The organism is Candidatus Vondammii sp. HM_W22 (genome assembly GCF_022530855.2).
Taxonomy (GTDB): domain Bacteria; phylum Pseudomonadota; class Gammaproteobacteria; order Chromatiales; family Chromatiaceae; genus Vondammii.
Genome location: NZ_CP099567.1, coordinates 1,929,330 through 1,949,152 on the forward strand (window position 1 = coordinate 1,929,330; position 19,823 = coordinate 1,949,152).

The window sequence follows — 19,823 nt, forward strand, 5'->3', positions numbered from 1 at the left end:
TCTGTTCCCCTAGTAACCTTCCCTGGTAGATTTCCTGGGATACGTATCACAAACATAGCTTACACAACTTGGCTAGATTGTTGCGACGTTGTTGGTTGTGCTCGCCTGTGTGCTTCGTGTTTCTGAGCCGATTGTCAGCGTAATTTTTCTTATAACAACGTGTGACGGTTGACCTTTCCCCCAGAAATAGAGCCATGACAAGGATAAGATTTCCAATTAGTCTGTGTATTAGGAGATCTCAAGATGAAGAAGAAGCGTTACAGAGAAGAGCAAATTATTGGTGCCATCAAGCAGCATGAGTCAGGGGTAAAAGTTGATGACATTTGTCGTCAGTTCGGCATTTCAACCGGGTGCTTTTATAACTGGCGAAGCAAATACGCCGGGATGGATGTCTCAGAAGCCAAACGGCTCAAAGAGCTTGAAAGCGAAAATAACAAGCTTAAGAAGTTACTTGCCGAGAAAATGCTTGAAGCTGAGGCGATGAAGGATGTGCTCTCAAAAAAGTGGTAAAGCCTGCTGATAGAAAACAAATCGTGAGCTACCTTAAGTCGCGGTTCAAATTAAGTGAGCGTAGAGCTTGCCTATTAGTAGGCTTAAGTAGAACCGCTTTTCGGTACGTTACTCAATGGGGAAAAGATGAGCCTCTACGCAAACGGTTACTTGAGCTGGCAAAAAAGCATCCGAGTTATGGTTATTTGTTTTTACATGGCCTCCTGAGAGGAGAGGGGCTTGTGAAAAACAAGAAGCGGACCTACCGAGTCTATAACGAAGAAGGTCTTCAAGTGAGGACTAAAAAACGCAAGAAGATAATACGACCAAGAATGCCAACGATTATGCCCATTGGTAAAAATATACGCTGGTCAATGGATTTTGTCAGTGATCAGTTGGCTAATGGTCGCCGCTTTCGAGTATTTAATGTGATTGATGATTACTCAAGAGAAGTTATTGGCCAGCTCTCTGACTTCTCGATCAATGGTCACCAGGTCGCTCGTTTTTTAACTCAGGTGATTGAGCTAAGGAGCGCTCCGGATCAAATAATCTGCGACAACGGTACTGAGTTTACTAGCAAGGCGATGTTCTACTGGCAAAAAGAAAGTGGCGTTAAGCTAGGTTTTATTCAGCCAGGTAAGCCTACTCAGAATGCGTTTGTAGAAAGCTTAAACGGTAAATTCAGAAATGAATGCTTAAATCAGCATTGGTTCAGGTCCATTGATGACGCTAGACATGAAATTGATCAATGGCGAGAGCACTACAATCACGTGCGGCCTCATAGCGCATTAAATTATTTGTCACCTGTGGCCTTTGTGAATAGGGCCGCTTAGAATGAATTATCTCATCCAAGTCTTGGTATTAAGATGGGGGGAAGGTCACGGTTAGGGATGGATTCATGAAAATCAATAAAAAAATTCTTCTATGTTGTTTTGGATTGTTATTTTATTTTTCCGCGTACAGTCAAGTTTTTTCCAAGGTATCGGAATATCCCGCCTATGTAGCAGGTAAGGTGTATAAAGCCGGGGATGTCGTAAAAAGCAGGGGGAGTTTGTACCAGTGTGAAAAATGGCCCTATTCCGGCTGGTGCCGTCAGGCAGTGTATGAGCCTGGTCGCAGCCGCTACTGGCCCAATGCCTGGACTAAGATTAGTCAGGCAGATATTGCAATTAAGCCAGAGGTCAAGCCAACAGTAAAACCACAAGTCGGCGGGGCGAGTGAATATATCCCCGGTACTCTCTATCTGGATGGTTCCCTGGTTCCCAATTTGGGTAGCATCTATCGATGCAAACCGTGGCCATATGAAGGCTGGTGCAGTAAGCCTGCGTACGCGCCTGGCAACAGTGAGTTCTGGGGCGAGGCTTGGGACTATATTCGTGCAGCAGAGGTGTCGCCCAATTCCACGGAAGGGCAAGTCGCCGTTACGCTACAGGCCAAGCTCTCTTCTTTGGCTCCTAACCCTACGGTTGAAATTTCCGGAAAAAGCTATTCGCTGGCATGGGGTGAAAGAACGCTGCTCCAGACAATGCTGCCCGGCAGGTACAAAATGAATGCCGCTAAGGCTGGAGATTTTCTGCCAAAACTGGTAGGTCCCATGTTTGGTCTGTCAGATGTGAAGGTGACTGGGGGAGTGGTTACCGAGGTGAAACTTGAATATCTGGACAGCGCGGCATTTTCAGCAGATACATACCAGCGCAAATGCAGCGGTTGTCATCGCGATGAATTGGCTTTGGATACCAAGAACAAAGCCAGTAAGTGGCTGTTTGAGAAGAGCCAGGGCCAACTGGCTGCCATTATCGGAAACATGAGCAGAAAGGGATACAAAGGCTTCTGTGCAGGCTCATGTGGCGAGGCGGTGGCAAGTTATCTGCACAATACTATTTGGTCCGGATACCGGGAGGAGATTGTTGAAGAGCTCAACCGAGGAAACGGTGAAATGCCGGACAGCAAGGGGGCAAGGCAGATTCGCCTGGAATACCTGAATACCATCAAAGATGTGCTGGGCGTCTCTCTGCCTGAAGAGGGGGTTCTGGGGACATTCCGTCCTAAAGTGACACTTATCTCTACAGCCCATACCCCACAAGGCCTACAGAGGTGGCTTAATTTTCATTTTGCACGATTGATTGCATAATTTCATCCAAATCTAGTAGGTTTTGTTCAAAGCTAAAGCTGTAAGTTCCGTTCAAATTGATGTTATGCCAAGCCACTGGCGAAACTTGCTTAATAATTTCCAACTTCTTATCGTCACTTTCCCCCTCAAAATGCTCAAGTAATCGCGTCAGTATCAGCGAATTAAAATAGATAATGGCGTTGGTTAATAGCCTCGCGCATTCATTCCACAAGACAATCTCATCGTCTGATTTTCCCTGGAAACGATTGCCATTCACATGTGCAATAGCACGCCGTAATTGATGATAAGCTTCCCCACGATTCAAGGCTCGCTGTACATAAGTTCTTAAACTGGCATCATCAATATAGTCCAGTAAGTACATGGCCTTGAGCATACGATTATATTCAGTTAAAGCTTTTAGCAAGGGGTGGTTTTGACTATAGCCAGAAAGCTTTCTAACAAGGGTCGCCTGCGTTATCGTCTTCTGCTGTAGTGATATAATAATGCGCTGTATCGTATCCCACTCATCGATAATTAATTCTGTATTAATAGGCTTTTTTAATGAGAGCGTTGCCTTATTGTCTTCTCCCTCATTTACATCAAAAAGATCTGATATCACGGTTCCAAACTGAGCATAGCGCGGCGCAAAGATATAGCCAAACAGGTCCAGCAAAGCAAAGTTAACATGATTAACGCCGTGCGTATCCGTTGATATTCGTGCCAAAATATTTAGATGAATAGCGAGTTTTAAAAGTCTCTAACCGTGATTCGAATTTTTGCCCGTCAGCACTGGCATGAATGAGTCCTTTTTGGATATTGTAATGCTTGAAGATTGATAATTTCGCTGTCGCATCGTTAATTGCATCATTGCCGAGGTTTAGCGTTTCAGGTCGCAAATAATTGGCCTGTACTGTGCGTAGATGATCTATCAGAGATGCTGGCCATGCCGTGTAGGCCATAATAGGTTCCATTGCCAATGAGAGCCGCCAGTAAATCATTCAAATGATCACTCTGTCCGGACTGTACCTGGCGAACATGCTCAAAGTGCTTTAAAAATCCTGTTTCCTGATGAACGAAGCGTAATACATCGGCAATGTTAATCGGTTTCATACGATCGAAAAAGGGATTGTTTAAAGCCGATTTTGTGCCTGAATACGGCAACCTCCATTGAGTTTTTCCTGAGCGATTACGCAATACCACATTTCGATTGTCGCCCTCATCAATGCGCTGGCCAACCCGTTGCAGCTTATCGTTCATCTTTTTCTCCATCGATTTAACCCGCTGGGCAGGCTCTGTATTCATGCTATTTAGCATGGAACCTTTAAGTAGCTTGTCTTTCTGTGCCCAGGGGATATCTCCAACAAGGTCATCGTGTAATGCACGATATTTGATAGCCGTTGGTATAAAGAGTTTCCCACCAAGATTATTTTGAGCTGCTAAATACAGCATCAACTCGTAACGCTCAGAGAGTACGTTGTTATCAATATTGATAACATACAATTGGTGTTTGGCTGGAATCAATCGTCGATCTGACGATGCTAATTCACCAGCACCTAACAACTCTTTTTTCATTCTATTTAATTGTGCAGATAAAGCCTGTGTATTGTCTGATCCTTCAAAGGTCAGGCATAAAAAAATGGGGCGTATTAAGTGCTGAATCAGTTCACGCTGCTTATCATAAAATTCCCAGATGTAATCATTTTTCGTGCGTTTTTGTTTCTTCAGATACAAGCACAGTGATTCTATTTACCGTGCTCCAAGAAAGCCTTGTACCCGTTGTTTTATTTGTCTAAATGACACATGGTCATCAATGGTGTCGTCAATAAAAAAGTATAATAATTCAGCGGCTTTGCTAATATTTACTACCGCGCCATCCCAATCTTTATAGGCCATTTCCTTGGCATACGCTTTAGCTTTTTTACGTAACTTTCGGACATGATAAATAAACCCATCAGCCAAACGTTCAATATTGATTTGTACCCGCTCCTGAAGATAACAAAGTAAATAAAGCTGCTGCGTGACACGGTCGAAGCGTTTAAGCTTGGTTATAGAGTAGTAATCAACCATCGCCGCATAGTGCAGTCGGTTTTGTTGCGATAGTGATAGAGCAGAGGCCACTTGATTAACTTCATCCATCCAGGGCTGAATCAACTTGTTGACGTTCAACTCTTTCTCCAATTCTGGAGCATTAAAACTTTTCGCCGCCTGCTTAAATTCTTTAACGGTTAGCATACCTTTTCCATCAACTAACTCAGCCAAGTTAGTAGCTAATTCATCTGATATGGTTGTCTTTAATAGATCAGAAAGTCGCTTACGTTCCTGTTTTATTACCTGACTGATAATTCGCTGAAGCACGGTATATTTAGGGATTCCTGTATGATTTCGAGCTAAGTATTCGGTGCAGGCATCAAATAAAAAGCGCGGCTCAATCCAGGATTTAGCAACCTGTTGCAAATAGGTAATGAGAGGTTCCTGATGTTGTTCCACACACCATGTTTTGAATCCCTGAAGGTTTATAATCTTGTCGTAGATACGTGTTTTCTGCTTATTGCTAACACTGAAGCGAGGGACTTTAAATTTAGGGAAATATTCTTCAGCAATAAAGGTGAGATCTGCTTTCAATTCCTTGTAGGCCGGATTGAGCTGAATGGGCTTGATCTTAAAGTAACCCAGCAGAGCAATAGCATAGCATTTATGATTGCGATCCCTGATGGATTTAATAACGTCCTGCTCCAGATCATTCAGAGTAAAATTGATACGTTTTTCTTCCAGTGACAGGCTGGGAACGCCATATAAATCGTTAATTTCTGCTTCGTGGAGTACGGTCAGGCGTTCTTTATAAGGCATAGGCTTCTCGTAAAAGCCGGAATATTACTATAATTGGGATATTGCAGTGATTTTGAAAATTAAGGCACCTCTAGAAGCCTTATGAGGCGTGGGCTGTAGCGATAAGTGTCACTTTAGGACGGAATGTCCCCAGAACCCCACAAGGGGGCCCGGTCGCGAGCTCCAACGCCAGGCCATAGAATTGGAGATCCTTAGCCGTGGCGAACCACTCGCCCCCTTCTTCCTGCACTATAGCAATAAGACCAGCCAAAATCTGTGATGGTTCCTTCATGGGATAGCGCTCCGCAACCGCGAGAAGCCTCGGCATACTGGATGGCTTCTTGCCCAGCGAGGAGCACCTCGACACCCACCAGCGCCCAGTCATACCGCATGGAATGCGATCCAAAGGCAACTGATTAGTTGGCGCATAGAGCTTGTGCAGGCAACCCTTATGATGAGCGTACGCTCTTGGCACCCTTGAACAAGCGGAGAGTTTGAGCTACCGAAAACTCAAGAATACATGTTGCAATCAGGGTTACGCTGGGCACCGCGTAAACGATGAAATTGGCGTTAAGATCTATGGCAGGCTCCCTAAGGGGGCGACTCGGTCAACCCGAAAATAGATGAAGCACCGAGCCGGTTACCGGGCACCTTAAATCAGACAATAGGCTCAAGGAACCAGATCCTCAGCCTAGTACTTCAGAGACGACTAGATAGCTATCCTGCCGAAACGCCATTTTTATAACGAGGCGCGCACTGAAAGCCCGCTTTGTGTCGTCCCCAAAAAACCGCTTCCTTTGGGAAGCAGTTTTTTCATTCAGTCATTCCACAGGATTACTTTTCCAAGCTCTTATAGTAATCCATAAGAATCTCTGCCACCTCTGGGCGAGAAAATTCTGGAGGTGGTGCCAAGCCCTGTCCCAGCATCTCACGCACTTTGGTGCCGGAGAGAAGGACGAAACATTCCTTGGAGTGATCGGGTGCATCACGCATCATCACCACCCGATTCAGCTTCTTGGAGTAGGCCGTGTGATCGGCTTTGAAAATGCCGATTCCCATGGCCCCTTCAGGAACATCATCGAAGATAGTCTGGGCATCGAATGCACCGTAGTAGTCTCCCACACCGGCATGGTCACGGCCAATAATGAAGTGGGTAGCGCCCATGTTCTGACGAAAATAGGCGTGAAGGACAGCTTCGCGAGGACCAGCGTAGAGCATATCGAAACCGTAACCGGTAATCATTACCGTGTTGTCGGGGAAATAGAGCTCAGCCATCTTGCGAATGGCATCGTCACGTACCGGAGCTGGAATATCACCCGGCTTCAGTTTACCCAACAACATATGGATTACAATGCCATCGGCATCCACTGCTTCCATTGCCATCTTGCACAGCTCTTCATGGGCACGATGCATAGGATTACGGGTTTGGAAGGCGACAATAGTTTTCCAGCCACGCTCTTTAATCTCGTTGCGAATTTCAACGGCAGTGCGGAAAGTATCAGGGAAATCAGCCTGGAAATAGCTGAAGCTCAGAACCTGAATCGGACCGGAAACTGCGTGACGGCCTTGGCTATTGAAGGCAGCAACACCAGGATGCTCACCATCGGTGGTGCCATAAACCTTCTCGGTCATAATCTGCATCTGCTCATCGCTGACATCTTCGATGGTATTAACATCTATCACAGCCAGAACAGGGTTACCTTCCACATTGGGATCACGAAGTGCTAACCGTTTGGCACCTTTGATCTCATCAACATTATCCAACAGGCAGAGAACCGGCACGGGAAAGAAGCTGCCATCGGACATCTTCATATTCTCGGCGCAGCCCATGGCATCGCCAACCGTCATAAAGCCTTTCAGAGGTGAAAAATACCCACCTCCCATCATCACCGCATTACCGGCGGACTGAGAGCTGATTATTATAGATGGCAGAGTTTCAGCCTCGCGCATCAATTCGTGATGTTTGTCGGTGTCATAGACAAAAAGCGGCTGCAGGGTATCTGATCCAACGGGATTGACCATCTCGCTTCGTCTCCTTAGAGAATTAGAAATTACTTCTTCCCATCACTAATTTTAACGTCAGCGACAGACTCGGATATTCGTTGCTTTCAAAGATCAATTGCCAGCCGGGAACCGGTTGCAATATCAATCCAATCGCAGGGATACACTACCATAAGGATGGTGTAGTTTTCCCAAATTTCTATTTATATGGCTAGAAAAAATGCCGTTCTTTTACAAGAGAGGGTTTGCAGATAACGATATTAACAATATCGACTCAGGAGGCGGCAAGCCGATTGTTTCCGGCAGTCCAATTGCTTGCCTCGGCTTGTTGAGTAACTTCAGTCTGCGTCTTTACCGGAATATCCTTCATCAGCCATTCAAATATAGGCTGCCACTGCTTCATATCCTTGGACGTCGCACCGGGTTTCATTTCACAGATTCCCATTCCTGAAGCCATGGCAATGGAGTAGTTCTGGGTATCACGCAGAGTGGCAATCAGCGGAATCCCCAGTTTATCAGCAAGCCCAACTATAGCTTTATAGACACTGGTCCTCATCCGTACACGGTTGGCAATGATGGCAATGCGCTTGCCGTGTAATCGATGGCGAGCCATGCGCATCAACTCTTCGAGAAATTTTTCTGCTGCCTGCAGATCAATTATGGTGGTCATTACTGGGATGAGAATAGTATCAGCACGATTGAATACATCACTCAGCTGACCACCAGCTACACCTGCAGGCGTATCCATAATGACGACATCAGTCTCGCTACCAGAGTAGAGCTGCCATGAGCGGGTTAAACCTACTTTCGGTCTGATGGCATCGATAGAGCGAATTTTTGGCTGGTCAGGCGTGCGCATTGCCAGCCAGCTACCACTGGAGCTTTGGGGATCGTAATCCATTAGCGCCGTGCCATAGCCCTTCCCTGCAAAATAGCAGGCCAGAGTTGTGGCAATAGTGGTCTTTCCACAACCGCCCTTCGCATTAAGCACTACAATGCTGTGCATAAATTCTAATCCCCGTTAACAATTTTTGGTGCCAGGATAATCCTAATCCCGATACACAAAATAATCGTTTCAGTTAACCAGACGTCTACTGTAGACTTTCTTTCATCACATTACAAATAAGCTGCATCTGACTGATATCACTCAGTCTTGTCATATAAACCATTTAAAGTAAATGGTTTATATGGAGAATAATTACCCTTATTTCATTCCATGGCAAGAACTAAAGATTAACTGAATGCCTGTTAAACCAGCATGCCGCTACCTTGCGAAATGTTTTGAGTCCACTCAGTGTGCAAAATCAACTGGCAAACGCGATAAGCTGTTTGTACCTGAAGCATCCCAGTTACTGGTTGTTGCCAGCCAATTATTTGCCGGTAAATCATACTCATGATGGGTCATTAATACCTGACGGACATCTCACATAACAACTTTACATAGCGCTGAGGAAGAATCCTCAGCATGTTCCAATATGAATGCATGCAGATATCCATAATCCTGAAAATCAGCTCCAGGAATAGGCGGCAATCTCGTCCTGAATGGCCTGTAGGCTCTTCAGGGGATCATCTGCACCGGTAATCGGGCGCCCGATCACCAGCATATCGGCTCCATTGTTCAGGGCATCCAGAGGTGTCATCACCCGTTTCTGGTCGTCCAATGATGCACTGGCAGGACGAACCCCAGGTGTGATCAGGAGAAAATCCTGATCTATCAGAGGTCGAACTTCAACCGCCTCAAGAGGGGAACAGACAATGCCATCAACGCCCGCATCTTCTGCCAGTTTGGCAAGCCGGATAACGTTATCTGCAGGGGCGCCGTGAAAACCGATTTCGGCTATATCCCGCTCACCCAGGCTGGTCAAAATGGTTACTGCAATCAGCAAGGGTCGATGGCTCAGTGTTTCCAGGCGTTCTCTTGCTGCTTCCATCATGCGGGTACCGCCAGAGGCATGCAAATTGACCATCCATACGCCCAGATCAGCCACAGCAGCACAAGCCGCAGCCACCGTATTGGGGATATCGTGAAATTTCAAGTCAAGAAAAACATCAAACCCTTTACCCGCCAGTTTTTCAACAAAAGCAGGGCCGAGGCGAGTGAACATCTCTTTACCCACTTTCAATCTGCAGAGCTTGGGATCAAATTCTGAAACCAGATCGAGGGCGGGTGCCGCAGAGGGAAAATCAAGCGCAACTATGATACGGGGGTTCTTGTTTAGGGTGCTCATCTTCTTTTGGCCCGCTCAGTGTTATACGGCTTTTGCGCCGCTCCACGCTCCAAGGGTTGGTTTATATTTTACTAAAAACAGCGTGCTAGTTCCTGCTATTATCCAAGCTTGTATTGGGCCTGATACTGCTCCATGACTTGCAACCGGGACACTGCCAATGCAGCGTCTTTGCAGTAAAACCACAACGGCTGCAACGATAGATAGGCCTGCTCTGGAGCAGCTTCCTGACAAGCTGTTGCAATATAGGCAAGGTGTCCGACGCTTTGTCCTTCACGCTCCCCAGGCGCAATGCGATCAACCGGTCAAGCCCTTCCAGGTTTGGCTGCTGATTAAGGTATTCGGTAATAAATCCGGCGGCGGCCTCCTCACCTTCATCTTCCTGAATAAAGCGCGAAAGGGTCAGCGCGGGTTCAATACTTTGGTGGCGCTTAAACAGCTGCCGCAAGTAGACAATCAGCTCCTTCCGCTTATCCTGTTGCAGGTAACATTCGACCAATGGTAGCATGATCTCATTAACATACGCTGGGTCTTGCCATTCAACACTTTTGAATGCATTGATTGCCATCTTATAGGCACCGTTTGCCGCTTCAATTTCACCCTGAAGGATCGATGCACGCACACATTCACTATCCGATCCCTGGGCTTTTTTCAGTAGCGCTGTAACTTCCCGCTGGTCATTACTGCTTTTCGCCTCTTCAGCCAGCTCACAGTAAAAGTGGGCGCGTTCGATTCTCCGTGATTTACCTGTCAGTTTCTCCAGCTTTCTCACGACCTTGAGACAGTTTTTCCACTCCTTCTCCTGCTGGTAAATAATCAGCAGGCTGGCCAATGCCTGTTCCTGGTAGAGATTCATCTCACCCAACTCACCGAACAGGCTCTCCGCACGGTCAAACAAACCTGCCCGCATATAGTCCTGCCCCAACTCCAGCAGTGCCTGTGCCCGCTGATCCCGGTTAAGGGTTGGCCTGGCTATCAGGTTTTGGTGAATTCTGATCGCCCTGTCCACTTCACCCCGCCGTCTGAACAGATTGCCCAGGGCCAGATGAGTCTCAACCGTTTCACTATCAACTTCGAGCATCTGGACAAACACATCGATGGCTTTATCCGGTTGCTCATTAAGCAGATAATTGAGGCCTCGAAAATAAGCCGGGGTCTGGTCCTTGGCAGACGCCTCCATGCGTTTATTACTGCGCTTGGCCGCATACCAACCGAATGCGGCAGCAACAGGCAACAGTAACCAGAGTAGTTCCATCATCTTCGGTCAGCGATCCTTAATCGGTATAGCGCGGAGGTTTTTCACCTCTTGTGAAGCGAGTCTGATTTCACGCCGCAGCGCAGCATTCTCACTTCGAAGCCGTAAAGAGCCAGCGAAACTGGCCAAAACGCCAAGCAATGCCCCCAGGACAATGGCGCCCACCAAAATCACAGAAAGCGGCAGCATTTGTGAACCAAAATAATAATTAAGGTTGGCCATACTGGAATTCATCACCGAAAATGCAGCGCCAATCAGCATGATAATTAGTATAATCAATAACTTAATAAATCTCACGCCCTGAGATCTCCCATAGCAGAACCGTCTAATCAGAGGGATATCATACCCAAGATCGAGTTTGATACGTACCGGGAGTTTAGGAATTTGCCGCTATTCAGTCTGGCAACGACAGGCAGGCCGCTTCTTTAGTTGGAATGACCCATGACGGCAAAGTCGAGAAGCTTGTCGAACCTGGGGTAAATTTACTGTGGAAAAGCCATATTAGCCAGATTTCGATCAGCTAAGTCCGACAGATACCAAGGTTAGGCGTGACGATGATTCAAGCGTAATAATCAACTAGTCCCTAGCCTGATTGATAATTGACGGCACCCGTGAGATCCACATCCTCTCAGACCCCATCAAAATTCCCGTCCTCGGAATTGGCAAACTGCGCGCCATCAGCTGAATCGCGATTAAATTGCTGTAGTGGACGCTGATCCCCCGACTCTCTCTGCCCGACATCCACGTTGGCCAACTGCAGATTATTCTCGGTAAACATCTCCTGCAGCCGGGGAATGGCCGCTTCGATTTGATAAACAGATCAAAGGCCTTTTCCGCATCGGCCTGGGTCTCCGACTGCCAGATGTTATTCAGTGCCTGCTTCGCTTTCGGCTGAGCTGACCTTGGCAGGCAGTTCAGCACGTTCATGGTCTTGTGCATCCAGCAGCGCTGTTGGCGCGTCTCCGGATACACTTCCTCCAGCGCAGCCCGGAACCCCATGGCACCGTCACCGATCGCCAATTTTGGCGGGGTCAGTCCGCGTGACTTCAGTTTCAACAGTACCTCCCGCCAGCTCTGTGTAGACTCCCGTACACCATCCTCAATTGCCAGAAAATGCTTCTCACCACGCTCATTCACGCCGATCACCACCAGGGCACACAGCTTCGTCTGCTCTGCTCTCTGTCCGCTGTAGACACCGTCTGCCCACACATACACCCAATGGCCCTTATCCAGGCGCTCCTCGCACCAGCTCCGATATTCTTCTGCCCAGACCTGCTTCAGACGCGATACCCTGCCGGCCGACAAGCCTGTTGCATCCGGAACCACCAGCACTTTCAGGGCTTCACCCATCTCTCCACTGGAAATCCCCTTCAGGTAGAGCCACGCCAGCGCCGCTTCCAGTGACTTCGTCTTGCGTACATACGGCGGCACCAGAGCTGATCGGAACGTTACCGGCTCGCCAGGTCTTCGCGCGAACTTTGGGGATCTTGACCGTGACCGGCCCCAATCCTGTCTGCAGTTTACGAGCTGGCAGGTGACCATTACGCACCACACCAGCCGCCATCCTCTGTCCGTCGCTCGACGTGCTCCGCCAGCAGCTCCAGCAGCTCGGCCTCCACCGCCTGGTAGATCAACTGCTCTGCACCGCTTCTCGGCAACTCTGTCAGCGGATCGATAATCGTATCTCGCAACTGCCAGCTTAACAACGTTATTCTTACTCATGGTGGCATATCTCCAATGGTTGTTTTGATGTCTCGCAACAACAAATCAACCAGATACCCCGCTTTATTTTCAATTCCCTTCAAACAACACTTTCAGTTATAATTCATGTTCAAGATGTTGGTCCTACAGCATTTGTTCAATCTGTCCGGTGATCAAACAAAGTTCCACATACGGTATCCTTATAGCTTTTGTCGTTTTCTTGGGCTGAGCCAGGAGGGTAAGGTACCCGATGCCAAAACAGTTTGGGTATATCGTGAGCGCCTGAAAGAACGAGGCCTTGTTGATAAACTCTTTTCAGCGCTGTTGATCCAGATTGATGCAGCAGGCTTCAGTGCTCGCAAAGGACAGATTGTAGATGCCGCTATCGTCCCAGTACCCAGGCAACGTAATACGCGAGAGGAAAATAGGCAGATCAAAGCCGGAGATAGCCCTGAGGCATGGGGTGATAACAAACGCCGCCAGAAAGATGTTGAAGCCCACTGGACTAAGAAGCATGGCAAAACCCACTATGGGTACAAAAGCCACATCAGCGTAGACCGGAAGCACAAGGTCATTCGCAAGTACGTCATCACATCAGCTGAAGCTCATGATAGCCCAGTCTTTGAGGAACTGCTGGATGAGAACAACAGTAATGGCAGTATCTGGGCCGGTTCTGCTTATCGCAGTCACATTCACCGCAAGTCGACACACAAACGCCTCTTGAATAAACGGGAGCAAGAGGCAAGCCGAAAACGATCAAGAGTTCGGGCTCGAGTTGAGTACGTGCTTGCCCAGCAGGCCAATCGACTGGTGCGTAGCATCGGGCAAGTCAGGGCCGGTGTGAAGATGGGTATGATGAATTTAGTGTACAACATATGGTGTTGCTGGCCGGATGAAGCGACATATGGATACTGCCAGAAAAATGAGCGTGAAGATACCGGGCTCTCCAGATTTGCTAGAAACTATTGGCCTTTGTCAGTTTTTTAGAAGTTCCCTTGAGGTTCCCTTAATGATTACCGCGCCAATGAACAATCGGTCATCTTTTGTCGGACGATCTTGTGTGTCCGCCAATTCGTCCCAGGAAATACGCTCGCGCTCATCTTAACCCAGCGGTTGTTTTCATCCAGTGCTGTTTGAAAGGGCTAATCAAATTCGGCGAAGGATATTTGTCTATGGCTGTGATATCGGATCTATTAGGTGCACGGCTTTTGGTAGATGTTGGCTCGTTTTTTAAGCACTGTATACCTGACATTCCGTGTTTACAACAATAACATCAAAGAGTTATGGTTTATGAGAAGGCTCTACACTAAGAGATCGAGAGCCTGTAGGGTCACGAACCCTGGCGCGGGATTTAGGGCTAGATCTCAGTCCTGCCACCATCCGCAATATGATGTCCATAACCGTGTGGCCGATACCCGTAAATGCTATTCGGCGGAAGAACTGGAGCAGGCCGCAAACTTGCTCAATAGAAATTATGCAGGGGAAGGGTTGGAAACAATACATCAGCAGTTGATCTCTGAGATGATCGAGGCCAGAAACGACATGAACAAGACCATGGCTCGTGCCCTGGAGATGTCCGGGCAAGTGATCGGTTCCGGCAGCAATCAGGGTGATTACGTGATGGCCTGGCAGACCAATCTGATGGATTTCAGCGAACTCTCCCAGATGGACCATCTTCGCCAGCTTCTCGACTCCGTTTTAACGAAAAGCATCAGCTGCTCCACTTGTTGGGTGTCTCGATGCAGGCGGAGGGCATGCAGATTTTTATCGGCGAGGAGTCAGGCTGGCGCCCTTAGACCACTGTAGTCTGGTGACAGCCCCGTACGGTGCCAATGACGAGGTGGCCGACGTGGCTTGGTGTCGTGGGGCCTACCCGCATGGCCTACGACCGGGTGATTCCGATCGTCGATATCACGACAAAATTGCTCACTGCGGCCTTGAAATCACGTTAACCACCCCCAGTTTGTGGTTGTCCAGCTATTTTATTAGCGCAGAATAGCGCAGGATCTGTGCTGCTGTTTTAATAAGTACATTGAATACAATAGGTTAAAGGTAGAAAAATGACGAAAAATCAGGAACTGGCGGCTGAAGAATCAGCATCTGAGGTGATCGAGAGCGAACTGCGGGAAGAGGCTGTCTCAGAGACGCCAACCGGTGAAGAATTGAATCTCTTATTGGAAGACGCCCGCGCCAAGGCAGACGAGCATTGGGACCAGCTGGTACGCAGTAAAGCAGAGGTAGATAATCTACGCAGGCGTCACGAGCGTGAGCTGGAAAATGCCCATAAATATGCCTTGGATCGATTCGTCAACGAACTGTTATCCGTAAGGGACAGTATGGAGCTGGGCTTGAGTGCCTTTTCGGTCGGCGATACGGATGTCGGGAAGCTTCGTGAGGGTATTGAACTGACCCTGAAACTCTTAACTGATGTAATGGAAAAGTTCAATGTGGTTCAGATAGATCCAGAAGGCAAACCTTTTGATCCAGAGTTACATCAAGCGATGTCAATGATGCCACGGGACGATGTACCACCGAACACCGTAGTAACCGTGGTCCAGAGAGGATACACGCTGAATGGACGACTGGTTAGGCCCGCCATGGTGATGGTTTCACAGGCAGTGGCCTAAAAATGAAAATAAAGGGTTGAAAAAGCAGGGATATCCCCCATTTGTTGAACAACCGGATAAATTTTCTATAAAGAATTAAACGATACAGATTGGAGAGACCAGAAAATGGGAAAAATCATAGGAATTGACTTGGGTACCACCAACTCCTGCGTTGCAGTGATGGAAGGTGATAAGACCCGGGTCATTGAAAATAGCGAAGGTGATCGTACTACCCCTTCAATAGTTGCCTTTGGCAGTAATGGCGATGTGATGATCGGCCAGTCTGCAAAACGTCAGGCTGTCACCAACCCGCAGAACACGCTTTTTGCCATCAAGCGTCTGATTGGCCGCCGATTTGACGACAAAGTGGTTCAGCGTGACATTGGTATGGTGCCTTATAACATTGTCAAGGCGGACAATGGCGATGCTTGGGTAGAGGCAAATGGCAAGAAGATGGCTGCCCCCGAGGTTTCAGCCAAGATTCTGCAGAAGATGAAGAAGACGGCGGAAGATTATCTCGGTGAGGAGGTGTCGGAAGCCGTTATCACTGTACCTGCTTACTTCAATGACTCCCAGCGTCAGGCTACCAAAGATGCTGGCCGTATCGCTGGCCTGGAAGTGAAACGCATCATCAACGAGCCCACCGCCGCCGCACTAGCCTATGGTATGGATAAGAAGCGTGGAGACCAGAAACTGGCAGTCTATGACCTTGGCGGCGGTACCTTCGATATCTCCATTATCGAGATAGCCGAAATTGATGGTGAACATCAGTTTGAAGTGCTTTCCACCAATGGTGACACTTTCCTCGGTGGCGAAGATTTCGACATGCGGATAATCGATTATCTGGTAGAAAATTTTAAAAAGGAGCAGGGTTTTGATCTGCGCAATGATCCTTTAGCTCTACAGCGTCTGAAAGAGGGTGCGGAGAAGGCAAAGATCGAGCTCTCTTCCAGCCAGCAGACCGATATCAACCTGCCTTATATTACCGCGGATGCCACGGGTCCCAAGCATCTCAATATCAAACTGACCCGTGCCAAACTGGAGTCTCTGGTGGAAGAGCTGGTCAATCGTACGATTGAACCTTGCCGTACAGCGCTTAATGACGCGGGTATTACCGCATCAGAAATCGATGAAGTGATCCTGGTCGGCGGTCAGATTCGTATGCCCATGGTTCAGGAAGTGGTTGAGAAGTTCTTTGGCAAAGCGCCGCGTAAGGATGTCAATCCCGATGAGGCTGTGGCTATCGGTGCTGCCATTCAGGGCGGTGTGCTCGGTGGTGAAGTCAAAGATGTGCTGTTGTTGGACGTAACACCACTCTCTCTGGGCATCGAAACCCTGGGTGGTGTCATGACCAAACTGATCGAGAAGAATACCACTATCCCGACCAATGCCGGTCAAGTGTTCTCCACCGCTGATGATAATCAGACTGCCGTCACCGTGCATGTCCTTCAGGGTGAACGGGAGCAAGCGACTGCCAATAAATCATTGGGTCGTTTTGACCTGACCGATATTCCACCATCCCCAAGGGGAATGCCTCAGATCGAGGTGAGTTTTGATATCGATGCCAATGGTATCCTTAATGTTTCTGCCAAGGACAAGGCAACCGGTAAAGAGCAGTCCATTGTGATCAAAGCTTCATCCGGTCTGAGCGATGAAGAGGTCAATCGTATGGTCAAGGATGCCGAGTCTCACGCCGATGAAGATCATAAGTTCCAGGAACTGGTGCAGAACAGGAATCAGGCTGACGGTATGATCCATGCGATCAAAAAATCCATGGAAGAGCTTGGTGAAGATAAGCTTGAAGAGGGCGAGAAAGAGTCCATTGAAGCGGCGATAAAAGATCTGGAAGAGGCGATAAAAGGCGACGACAAGGATGCTATCGAAGCCAAAACCAAGGTACTCACCGATGCCTCCGGAAAAATGGCTGAACGGCTTTACGCCCAACAGGGTGGTGATGCTGGTGCCGCCGGTGCAGCGAGTGCTGATGCCGAGACAGCTTCTTCCGGTGGCGATGATGTCGTCGATGCCGAGTTTGAAGAGGTAAAAGAAGAGAAATAAGCGGATACTGGACGGGCGGTTACGCCCGATAATCAACCGCATAAGCGCGGGGGCGTGCAAGGCTGACAGGGCCTTCCAGGCCTCCGCGCTTTGGTGGTTTACGAAATAGATCAATTATGTCGAAGCGTGACTATTACGAAGTACTGGGTGTCAGTAAGAACGCCAGCGAAGCAGATATAAAAAAGGCTTACCGGCGTCTGGCGATGAAGCATCACCCGGATAGAAATACCGGAGATGACGCTGCAGTGGCGGAGAAAAAATTCAAAGAGACCAAAGAGGCCTACGAAATTCTTTCCGATGCCCAGAAGCGGGCAGCTTTTGACCAGTTTGGGCACGCCGGTGTAGACCCTTCCATGGGTGGGCCAGGCGGTCCGGGTGGGTTTGGTGGGAATGCCAATTTCAGCGATGTTTTTGGAGATGTCTTTGGCGATATCTTTGATGGTGGGGGTGGCCGCGGAGGCGGACCACGGATGCAGCGTGGAGCCGATCTTCGTTATAACCTTCAGCTGAGCCTGGAAGATGCCGTTGCCGGTACTACGGTAAGAATTCGCGTCCCCACCCTGGTGAAGTGCAACCCCTGCAACGGCAGCGGAGCCAAGAAAGGGAGTAAGCCTAAAACCTGTGATACGTGTGGCGGTCATGGCCAGGTCAGGATGCAGCAAGGTTTCTTCTCAGTTCAACAGACCTGTCCCACCTGTCGCGGCAAGGGAACGGTGATTGAATCCCCTTGTCTCCCCTGCCGGGGTGTCGGGCGTATTCAAGAGCATAAGACCCTGTCGGTTAAAGTGCCGCCGGGGGTCGATACCGGCGACCGCGTTCGTCTGAGCGGCGAGGGTGAAGCCAGCGAAAACGGGGGACCCTCGGGTGATCTATACGTCCAAGTATCGGTGAAAGATCATGACATTTTTACCCGGGAAGAGAGCAACCTGTTTTGCGATGTGCCGATCAGTTTTGTCACCGCAGCTCTTGGCGGCGAATTGGAAGTGCCGACACTGAGCGGGAAGGTCGTGCTAAAAATTCCAGCTGGCACCCAGTCCGGAAAGATGTTCCGGATGCGTGGCAAAGGTGTAAAACCGGTCAGGGGAGGGCCGATAGGCGATCTGATATGCCGTGTAATGGTAGAGACGCCGGTCAACTTGACGGACAAACAGAGAGATCTGTTACGCCAACTGGATTCCACCATGGAAGAGTCCGGCGGTAAGCACAGTCCGCACTCCAGCAACTGGATGGATGGCGTGAAAAAATTCTTTGAAGGCATGGGTTTTTAATAATAGGTCACACTAATATGACTCGTATAGCTGTAGTGGGCGCCGCAGGGCGAATGGGAAAGACACTGATTCAGGCCGTTTGTGATACGGATGGTTTGGTCCTTGGTGCCGCTACGGAGCGTTCCGAAAGCAGTTTGATAGGCTCGGATGCAGGAGAGCTTGCCGGTGTCGGAAGTCTGGGTGTCGAGGTGGTAGATTCACTGGAGAAAGTGGTTGCAGGCTTTGATGTGGTGATTGACTTCACTGCTCCGGCGGTCACTATGTCGCACCTTTCCACCTGTCGTGCAAACGGTAAACGGATGGTGATAGGCACGACCGGCCTAAGTGATGAACAGAAAGCGGAGCTTACGGCTGCAGCTGATAAAATCGGCATCGTGTTTGCCCCCAATATGAGTATCGGGGTCAATCTCTGCTTCAAACTGCTAGACATAGCCGCCAGGGCCTTGGGTGATGATTACGACATAGAAATCATCGAGGCTCATCACCGTCACAAAGTGGATGCGCCTTCAGGCACTGCTCTGCGGATGGGTGAGGTAGTTGAGGAGGCATTGGGACGTGATCTCAAAGCGTGTGCCGTCTATGGCCGTGAAGGCGTAACCGGTGAACGCAATCCCAAGACCATCGGTTTCGAAACAATCCGGGCCGGCGACATTGTTGGTGATCATACCGTGATGTTTGCTGCCATGGGTGAACGTGTGGAGATTACCCATAAAGCCTCCAGTCGTATGACCTTTGCCAATGGGGCTGCCCGCGCGGCAGGCTGGATTATGCAGCGGGAAAAAGGTCTGTTCGATATGCAGGATATACTTGGTTTGAAGTGACCTCGACGTCGTAACGGCAGATTCGGACCGGAACCCAATATGAGGGGATTCCAATGCGTATTTTTTCATTAACCGGTATGACTTTTTGCCACTCACCTCTGCTCCTGAGTGGGTGTGGCGGAGAGGTATTGTCACCGGAAGATCGCATCAGAGAGATGTTGTCTGCCGGTGAAAAGGCCTTTGAAGGACGCTCAGTCAGTGAGGTAGGCCGATTCCTCTCTGAACAGTACCTCGATGACACCGGTCGCCAGCGCGGCCAGCTGCAGAAACTCCTTGCAGGCTATTTTCTGACTCACCAATCCATTCATCTGCTGATGCAGATTAATCGCATTGAGTTCACCGGTGAGAGTACAGCTGAAACGACGCTGTTCGTTGCGCTGGCCGGAAGACCTGCTAACTCCGTAACCCAGTTGATCTCTATTCGCGCCGAATCTGAATCTCAAGGAGGAGCAGGGTGAGTGGC

The 19,823-nt window shown here is 48.8% G+C and carries 14 protein-coding genes and 2 pseudogenes; 9 read left to right on the forward strand and 7 right to left on the reverse strand.

Annotation, left to right across the window (positions count from 1 at the left end):
* The first annotated feature begins 243 nt into the window (after positions 1 to 243).
* Positions 244 to 1,322 (forward strand): IS3 family transposase gene (locus MN084_RS10740; RefSeq protein WP_241085135.1). Its coding sequence is split into 2 segments (ribosomal slippage): positions 244 to 496 and positions 496 to 1,322, totalling 1,080 coding nucleotides; the frame shifts between segments, so codons are not numbered across the junction.
* 65 nt (positions 1,323 to 1,387) lie between these two features.
* Positions 1,388 to 2,620: a hypothetical protein gene (locus tag MN084_RS10745; protein WP_241086415.1), complete on the forward strand. Its 1,233-nt coding sequence runs from the start codon at positions 1,388 to 1,390 to the stop codon at positions 2,618 to 2,620.
* On the opposite strand, the pseudogene MN084_RS10750 reads toward MN084_RS10745, so the two are convergent.
* The 7 genes and pseudogenes from MN084_RS10750 to MN084_RS10780 form a co-directional block, all read right to left on the reverse strand.
* Positions 2,589 to 5,446: pseudogene (locus tag MN084_RS10750) on the reverse strand (Tn3 family transposase). The gene MN084_RS10745 and the pseudogene MN084_RS10750 overlap by 32 nt on opposite strands.
* A gap of 813 nt (positions 5,447 to 6,259) precedes the next feature.
* The gene (gene sat, locus MN084_RS10755) at positions 6,260 to 7,447 is read right to left on the reverse strand and encodes a sulfate adenylyltransferase (protein WP_241086414.1); all 1,188 of its coding nucleotides are present in this window, start codon (positions 7,445 to 7,447) and stop codon (positions 6,260 to 6,262) included.
* A 253-nt stretch (positions 7,448 to 7,700) separates the two neighbouring features.
* Positions 7,701 to 8,432, reverse strand: a complete 732-nt coding sequence (locus MN084_RS10760) for a ParA family protein (protein ID WP_241086413.1) — start codon at positions 8,430 to 8,432, stop codon at positions 7,701 to 7,703.
* 502 nt (positions 8,433 to 8,934) lie between these two features.
* Positions 8,935 to 9,654, reverse strand: a complete 720-nt coding sequence (gene pyrF / locus MN084_RS10765) for an orotidine-5'-phosphate decarboxylase (protein ID WP_241086412.1) — start codon at positions 9,652 to 9,654, stop codon at positions 8,935 to 8,937.
* Between the two features lie 85 nt (positions 9,655 to 9,739).
* Entirely contained in the window at positions 9,740 to 10,909 is a 1,170-nt protein-coding gene (gene lapB, locus MN084_RS10770; RefSeq protein WP_241086411.1) for a lipopolysaccharide assembly protein LapB, read from the reverse strand.
* Between the two features lie 6 nt (positions 10,910 to 10,915).
* Positions 10,916 to 11,167, reverse strand: a complete 252-nt coding sequence (locus MN084_RS10775) for a LapA family protein (RefSeq protein ID WP_241086410.1) — start codon at positions 11,165 to 11,167, stop codon at positions 10,916 to 10,918.
* Between the two features lie 504 nt (positions 11,168 to 11,671).
* Positions 11,672 to 12,618, reverse strand: a pseudogene (locus MN084_RS10780) (IS256 family transposase); the annotation flags it as partial.
* 115 nt (positions 12,619 to 12,733) lie between these two features.
* Between MN084_RS10780 and MN084_RS10785 the strand changes: the two are divergent.
* The 7 genes from MN084_RS10785 (at position 12,734) to MN084_RS10815 (ending at position 19,818) form a co-directional block, all read left to right on the forward strand.
* Positions 12,734 to 13,594: an IS5 family transposase gene (locus MN084_RS10785; RefSeq protein WP_241086409.1), complete on the forward strand. Its 861-nt coding sequence runs from the start codon at positions 12,734 to 12,736 to the stop codon at positions 13,592 to 13,594.
* A 417-nt stretch (positions 13,595 to 14,011) separates the two neighbouring features.
* Entirely contained in the window at positions 14,012 to 14,413 is a 402-nt protein-coding gene (locus MN084_RS10790; RefSeq protein WP_241086408.1) for a hypothetical protein, read from the forward strand.
* 254 nt (positions 14,414 to 14,667) lie between these two features.
* Entirely contained in the window at positions 14,668 to 15,234 is a 567-nt protein-coding gene (gene grpE / locus MN084_RS10795; protein ID WP_241086407.1) for a nucleotide exchange factor GrpE, read from the forward strand.
* A 105-nt stretch (positions 15,235 to 15,339) separates the two neighbouring features.
* On the forward strand, positions 15,340 to 17,271 hold the full coding sequence (gene dnaK / locus MN084_RS10800) for a molecular chaperone DnaK (RefSeq protein WP_241086406.1): 1,932 nt from the start codon (positions 15,340 to 15,342) through the stop codon (positions 17,269 to 17,271).
* 116 nt (positions 17,272 to 17,387) lie between these two features.
* On the forward strand, positions 17,388 to 18,539 hold the full coding sequence (gene dnaJ, locus MN084_RS10805) for a molecular chaperone DnaJ (RefSeq protein WP_241086405.1): 1,152 nt from the start codon (positions 17,388 to 17,390) through the stop codon (positions 18,537 to 18,539).
* 17 nt (positions 18,540 to 18,556) lie between these two features.
* Entirely contained in the window at positions 18,557 to 19,360 is an 804-nt protein-coding gene (dapB, locus tag MN084_RS10810; protein ID WP_241086404.1) for a 4-hydroxy-tetrahydrodipicolinate reductase, read from the forward strand.
* 128 nt (positions 19,361 to 19,488) lie between these two features.
* Positions 19,489 to 19,818, forward strand: coding sequence for a hypothetical protein (locus MN084_RS10815; RefSeq protein WP_330178024.1), 330 nt, complete (start codon positions 19,489 to 19,491; stop codon positions 19,816 to 19,818).
* Positions 19,819 to 19,823 lie beyond the last annotated feature (5 nt).